Annotated in this window: 7 protein-coding genes; 3 read left to right on the top strand and 4 right to left on the bottom strand. The window is 60.5% G+C overall.

What is annotated here, in order from left to right; genetic code table 11:
- Positions 1-286 precede the first annotated feature (286 nt).
- Positions 287-793 carry an SF0329 family protein gene (locus SY1_RS11685; RefSeq protein ID WP_208874070.1) on the bottom strand — a complete coding sequence of 169 codons (507 nt, stop codon included), beginning with the start codon at positions 791-793 and terminating at the stop codon, positions 287-289.
- 346 nt (positions 794-1,139) lie between these two features.
- Between SY1_RS11685 and SY1_RS11690 the strand changes: the two genes are divergently transcribed.
- Together SY1_RS11690 and SY1_RS11695 are read left to right on the top strand one after the other, a co-directional pair.
- A complete protein-coding gene (locus SY1_RS11690; protein ID WP_279369754.1) occupies positions 1,140-1,532 on the top strand; it encodes a MerR family transcriptional regulator in 393 nt (130 codons plus the stop codon).
- A 268-nt stretch (positions 1,533-1,800) separates the two neighbouring features.
- Positions 1,801-2,247, top strand: a complete 447-nt coding sequence (locus SY1_RS11695) for a flavin reductase (protein WP_015557145.1) — start codon at positions 1,801-1,803, stop codon at positions 2,245-2,247.
- Between the two features lie 148 nt (positions 2,248-2,395).
- On the opposite strand, the gene SY1_RS11700 is transcribed toward SY1_RS11695, so the two are convergent.
- The 3 genes from SY1_RS11700 to SY1_RS11710 all read right to left on the bottom strand — a co-directional run bounded on the left by SY1_RS11700 (position 2,396) and on the right by SY1_RS11710 (position 5,215).
- Entirely contained in the window at positions 2,396-3,937 is a 1,542-nt protein-coding gene (locus tag SY1_RS11700; protein ID WP_015557147.1) for a sensor histidine kinase, read from the bottom strand.
- Positions 3,934-4,638 (bottom strand): response regulator transcription factor, encoded by a 705-nt coding sequence (locus SY1_RS11705; RefSeq protein WP_208873865.1) that lies wholly within the window; start codon positions 4,636-4,638, stop codon positions 3,934-3,936. Before SY1_RS11705 ends, SY1_RS11700 begins: the two co-directional genes overlap by 4 nt.
- Before the next feature lie 163 nt (positions 4,639-4,801).
- Positions 4,802-5,215: an EamA family transporter gene (locus SY1_RS11710; protein WP_015557148.1), complete on the bottom strand. Its 414-nt coding sequence runs from the start codon at positions 5,213-5,215 to the stop codon at positions 4,802-4,804.
- Between the two features lie 224 nt (positions 5,216-5,439).
- Between SY1_RS11710 and SY1_RS11715 the strand changes: the two genes are divergently transcribed.
- Positions 5,440-6,021, top strand: coding sequence for a hypothetical protein (locus SY1_RS11715; RefSeq protein WP_015557149.1), 582 nt, complete (start codon positions 5,440-5,442; stop codon positions 6,019-6,021).
- The last annotated feature ends 4 nt before the right edge of the window (positions 6,022-6,025 follow it).

Consider the following 6,025-nt stretch of genomic DNA (forward strand, 5'->3'; position numbering starts at 1 on the left):
CGCCCTCAGCCGACCGACCGGTCGCCGCAATCCTCCCGAAAGATCGGCTTGCGTGAGGCCGGTCGTCTGGCTGAACCCCTCCGGTTTGCTGAAGCGAACCACCTCCCCTTTCAGGGGAGACAATCCACATTAGACGTGATTTGATATAACCTGGAAGCCGTCCACGACGATCAAAATGGGCTTGCGAGGCTGGCAAGGGTCGAGCGGCAACGTTGATCGATTTTTGAAAAAAGTAAAGAGCCGGCCGATTTTGAACGTCAGTCAGTTCTTTTTGTTTTGCTGTATATCAAATAATACCGTCCAATTCCAGCCGTAATCGGTAGAAAGGCTTCAACCATGCGGGCTGCTGTTCGGTCTCGGAAACAATCTTATGCAATCGCCTTTTCCCGACTCTTTTGTCCAAAATGGCGAAGAGCCGCACTACAGGGTCAGGAGACTGCAAGCTGTCGTCGATGCCGCTGTTTTGGTAACTATGAAAAGCATTGTAAAAAGCAAATCGGTCGAAGCCGCCCTTATTTAAGGCTTCAAGCTCTATCTGTTCTCCGCATTCCGAATATTCCGTATGTCTGCCTTTGCTTGCGTCAATTTCGCTCCATGCTTCATGGCGCTTTATCTCCCCGTCGTAGAAGTTGGACTTGAAAATCTCGTTTCCGTCAAGACGGACGGCAACGCGCCCCTCCTGGTCGTGGGATTCTCTATACCGAGTAACAAAATACTGTACCCGCCCCTTGAGGGAATCGCAAATATTCTCATCTTCCAATACTTTACGCATCGCGCTCAAAGAAAGTCCCATGGGGTGCCTCCCTGTGTTAAGCATGGTCCCGGTGACGCCAAGCTCCCGAAGGCGCATCACGACCCCGAGTTCCTTCATACGATATCTTTAAGCCGTTCCCCGGTTTCGCATATTCCATCGCCATTGCCTCCCAGTATAGCTGAAATCGCCTCGGATTTGAGCCCCCGTCGGGCCCAATCGCGTCATTGCTTGAGAACGGATGCTGCAATCCCAACAGCCGAGCGGCAACTTGGCAACTTGAGTAGATATAACGGCTCCCGGTCATAACAAAGATTCTACAAACCGATTGTTGCCATCGGTCAACTGTGCTTTTACGTAAAACGGGGGAGAGAAGATGGTCTACACGATGACGCAGGCCTGCGAGGAGACGGGAATGACCTATCAGGGCCTGAAATTTTACTGCAACGAGGGCCTTGTGCCCAACGTGAAGCGGGACGGGAGAAACAGGAGGGTTTTTGACGAACGCGACCTTGCGTGGATCAAAGGGTTGAGCTGTCTCAGGGATTGCGACATGAGCATCAAGGAGATGAAGAGATACCTGGAATTGTGCCTCCAGGGAGTCTCCAGCATTCCGGAGCGGAAAAACCTGCTCGAACAAAAAAGGAGGAGGCTTGTGGAGCGCATGGCGGCCCTGGAGAACTCGATCCAATACATCGACGCAAAGCAACGATTCTACGACGAGGTCCTCTCCGGAAAAAGGGCGTACGTCAGCAATCTGGTCCCGGCAGGAGAGCCGTAGGGGGCCGGACCACCTCCGGAAGACAACGCAGGACGCGAATTTTCGCAGTCCTCCTTCTCCGCACGGCGTTCTATAGTGGGCCATGCCTTTCAGGCATTCCTGAAGCTGCACTTTAGGCATTTGACCTATGTCCTGGGAACGTTTATCGTATGGACAGCGAGGGTGGCAATCCCAAAACGGGGAGAAAGGGTCGATATCCAGGCGTTGTTTTCAAGGCATGGCGGGAGGCAAAAGCGCCGCTCCGAAGCCCAACACACAGGAGGTCAAAATGAAAAAAACACCGATACTCGCGCTGACCGCGCTTCTTGCGGGAATCCTGTCCTTCGGCTCCGCCATGGCGGCGCCGACAAACGCAACGGAGGTTACGGACATGAAGAACACAGCCATTCAGGAACTCACGAACGACAGCCGCGTATTCGCAAAGGATCCGTCCATTCAGGTCAGGAGCGCTCACGTAAACGCCCCTGTCATCAAGGAGTTCCCTGTCGCGATGGAGTGCGAGCTGCTGGAGATCGTGGACACCGAGAACCTTCACTGCGTCATTGGGAAGATCGTCGGCGTCAGCGCGGACGAGAAGGTCCTGGATTCAAAGGGGAAGGTCGATCCGGCGAAGCTGAACGCCTTTGCCTTCGACCAGTTTCAGAACGGCTATTACAAGATTGGAGAAAAGGTCGGACAGGCCTGGAAGGCCGGTGCGGGGTTGATGAGAAAGTAAAGGATGGACTGCACGGGACCAGTCTGGCGTCCACCGTTCGAGGCAGGGTCCCCGTTCAAAAAGACGGAGGAGGCGTTGAAGGAAATCCCCGCCCATCACTCGGAACGCCAGGCCGACAAGGGGCGCGAAGGGCTCTGAGCTGCACCGTCTATCTGAATGGCAACTCAGGGCCCTTCGCGCTCTCCGCCTCGTCCATCGAGTTCGTTGATCGTGCCGCCTGTCCCTCCACAGCCGGCAGCGTCACGGTGAAGCAACTGCCGACTCCGCTCTCGCTCTCAACGCCTATCGTCCCGCCGTGGGCCTCCACCACCGCCCGCGCAATGGACAGCCCGACGCCCCGTCCCCCCGTCACACGGGCGCGGGACTCGTCCGCCCGGTAGAAGCGGTCGAAGACGTGGGGCAGGTCCTGAGGGGATATTCCACTCCCCGAATCCTGCACCTCAATCACAGCCTCATCCCCCCGACGCCGGAGCCGAACCTCGACCCATCCTCCCTTCGGGGTGTAGCGCAGGGCGTTGGACAACAGGTTGTCCATCACATGACGAAAGCGGTCCTCGTCCACCTCGGCGTGCAGGCTTGGGGCAAGGGACCGGCGAAGCGCCACGCCGGTCCTTCCAAAAAGCGGACGGAACGCATCCAGCACCGAGGAAAGAAACGCGGACAGATCAACCGGCTCAGGCTTGATGGCGACGGCGTCTCCTTCCATGCGCGTCACGGATTCCACGTCCCGAATCAGGCCGCTCAGGCGCTCCATCTCCGACACACAAAGCGCCAGCCGCTCCGGACTGGCCTCCCACACCCCGTCCGCGATGGCTTCGATCTGGCTTCGAACCACCGTCAGCGGCGTCCGAAGCTCGTGAACCACGTCCGTCATCAGCCGTTGACGAAGCCTTTCCTGCTCCGCCAAGGAGCGCCCCAATTCCTCCACGCCACGGGTGAGGTCATCCATCTCCCGAATGCCGGAAGGCTTTGCGGGCTTGAGGTCGTACTCCCTGCGACAAATGCGCTTCGTGCGCTCCACCGCCCTGGCAACAGGGCGGCTCAATCGCCCCGCCACCATATACCCCAAGCCACAGGCCACCAGGATCATCACCAAGGTCCCGGCAAGCGTGTAGGAGGTCAGATGGGAAACGAACGCCCGTTCAAACCGGCCTTGAGGAACGCGCACGTCAGCGTCCAGGACGCCGATCACCCGTCCCTCCGAGGTGAGCTGAATGACCATCCGTCCCTTCGATCCGGAGCCCTCATCGAGGGGCGACAGCGCCGTCGAGGAGTGACCGTGCGCTTGCGACAGCTCCCCCATCACATGCCCTGAGTGGCCGGTTTCCCGCGCCCGCCCCTTCGCCCCATGGCCTTCGCCCCTGGCGTGCATGCCACTCGGTCCGGCAGCGCAGACCACCCGCCCCTCCTGGTCCCGCAGCGCGATGTTGACCGCGCCCCACCGCGCCGGCAGGCTCAGGACGTCCATGACGCGCGCCCGATCCCAACTGCCGGTTTCCCGATACAGGTCCTCAAGGGAACGGGCCAGCAAGTCCAGCGCCGCCTGACGTCCCTGTCGCTGGTACTCCTGAAAACTTGCATGGCTGAAGAGCATCCCAAGGAGCGGCACCACGACCCCGCTGAAGATCGCCAGGAGCACGTACAGCCACATCAGGTGAGAGCGGAGGGAACGTCCTCTCGCGGACGTCATGGGCGGTCCTCCCCCGCATCATCCAGGCGATATCCGAAGCCGTACACCGTGCGAATCCAGCCGTTCTCATGCCCCGGCTCGGCCAGCTTCTTCCTGATGTTCTTGACGTAGGTGTCCACCGTCCGATCAAAACCGTCGTAGTCGTCGCCCAACGCTGCACGGATGATGTCATCTCGAGACCAGGTGCGAACGGGACGTGAGGCCAGCGTCTGGAAGATGAGAAATTCGCTGCGGGTCATGGGGACGGGCACGCCGTCCTTTCGGACCTCCACCCTGTCCGCATCGACCTCGATGCGTCCGCCCGCACAACGGACCGGTACCGAAGGCCCCGGCGTCCCAACCGCCGCCGGGCGAAGCTGGGCACGAATACGGGCCATCAGAACCCTTGGGCTGAAGGGTTTAGAAACGTAATCGTTCGCTCCCCCATCCAAGCCCGCGACGACATCGGACTCCGAGCTCTTTGCCGTCAGCATGATGATAGGGACGGAGGCCGAGCGAGCCCGGATGCGCCGGCACACCTCCTCGCCGCTCACTCTCGGCAGCATGAGGTCCAGCACCACCAGGTCAGCCCCCTCGCTGTCCCATAGCTTCAGCGCGGTTTCTCCGTCGGGGGCGCAGCGCGTCTCATATCCCTCGCGCTCTGCGTAGGCAGCGACCACCTCCGCGATCATCGGTTCATCCTCAACGATCAACAGCCTCAACGCGCACACCTCCGGCAATTTCCGCTTAAAATCACTGACGATCATATGGTAAAACATAAAGGCGAAGAAAATATGAACGTGCCGGAAACGGAGGCAGAGGAGCCTAAGACGACGCCTCCACGGCCAGGCCGGTCGGGACACCGGCGCCTTGGTCCCTGAACCGCTACAGGATCATCACGAAGGTCCCCGCTGCAATCAGGGCCGCCCCGACGAGCGTCTTGACCGCAACCTCCTCGTGCAGCAGGAAGAAGGCCATCGCGATCGTGATCACGATGCTGAATTTGTCCACCGGCGCAACCTGCGATACCCTGCCCAACTGCAGGGCGCGGTAGTAGAACAGCCAGGACGCCCCCGTGGCCAGGCCGGACAGGATCAGGAAGACCCAACCCCGACGGTTGATCTCAGTCAGGCCGCTCTGCGCGCCGGTGAGCCAGACGATCCCCCAGGACATCGTCAGCACGACAGTCGTCCGGATCGCCGTCGCCAGGTTGGAGTTCACCCCCCTGATTCCGACCTTGGCCAGGATGGACGTCGCCGCGGCGAACGCAGCGGAGAGCATTGCGTACACGAACCACATCAAAAGATTCCTCCAATCCACAGGCTGCACCCACCGGGCATACGGATTCTGCCCCTTGCGGCCCCTGTCGAGCCTCGGTTCAAATTCCACATTTTCTCCGCAAACTGCCCATATTCTCTCCATATTGTAGCCGTATCCTTAAACCGTTCAAGCCCCTGCAGCCCGCACGGGGACGACGGGGGCTCAAGGAACGCGAAAGCAATTAATTTAAGGAGGACGTTGTCATGAAGGCAAAGAAAGCGATCATCACCCTGTTGGTTCTGGGATCCGTCGGCTTGGCCGGCGCGGCGCTGGCCAGGGGGTACTGCGGGCATGGGCGGGCTGTCGCACCCTACTGCCCTCCGGCGCAGGAAGGGCACTGGGGACAGAACCCCGCTGCCGGTCCGGGCTGCGGGTGGCAGGGCGCGCGTCCCGACGCCTGCTGGGGCAGGCAGGACAGCTCCTGCTTCGGCGAGGCGACAGACGGATGGTGCGGGGGCCCCGCCCGTTGGGGCAGGAACGGCGGCCGGGGGGCCCACAGGGGATGGGTCATGGACCTGCCCCAGGAACTTAAGGAGAAGGCCAGGTCGCTGGAGAAGCTGCGCATCGACCTCGACTACGCCCTTGCCTCAACCCCCATCGACCGACCAAAGGCCCTTGAGCTCTACGGCCAGATCCAGAAGCTGAGGGACGAACTCCAGACGGCAGCCTTCACCAGGCGGTTGGACCGGATCGAGGAGACCGCAGCTCAGCGCAGACTGAACAGCACGGTCAAGCCCGGAGCCCCTGCCCAGGGGACGACCGGTGACGCTGCGCCCGCAAAGTAGTTTC

This window comes from Fretibacterium fastidiosum, from assembly GCF_000210715.1.
Taxonomy (GTDB): domain Bacteria; phylum Synergistota; class Synergistia; order Synergistales; family Aminobacteriaceae; genus Fretibacterium; species Fretibacterium fastidiosum.

Coding starts and splice junctions, on each gene's coding strand:
- SY1_RS11715 (WP_015557149.1), top strand. CDS start 5,440: ATGAAGGCAAAGAAAGCGATCATCACCCTGTTGGTTCTGGGATCCGTC.
- SY1_RS11710 (WP_015557148.1), bottom strand. CDS start 5,215: ATGTGGTTCGTGTACGCAATGCTCTCCGCTGCGTTCGCCGCGGCGACG.
- SY1_RS11690 (WP_279369754.1), top strand. CDS start 1,140: ATGACGCAGGCCTGCGAGGAGACGGGAATGACCTATCAGGGCCTGAAA.
- SY1_RS11700 (WP_015557147.1), bottom strand. CDS start 3,937: ATGACGTCCGCGAGAGGACGTTCCCTCCGCTCTCACCTGATGTGGCTG.
- SY1_RS11695 (WP_015557145.1), top strand. CDS start 1,801: ATGAAAAAAACACCGATACTCGCGCTGACCGCGCTTCTTGCGGGAATC.
- SY1_RS11685 (WP_208874070.1), bottom strand. CDS start 793: ATGGGACTTTCTTTGAGCGCGATGCGTAAAGTATTGGAAGATGAGAAT.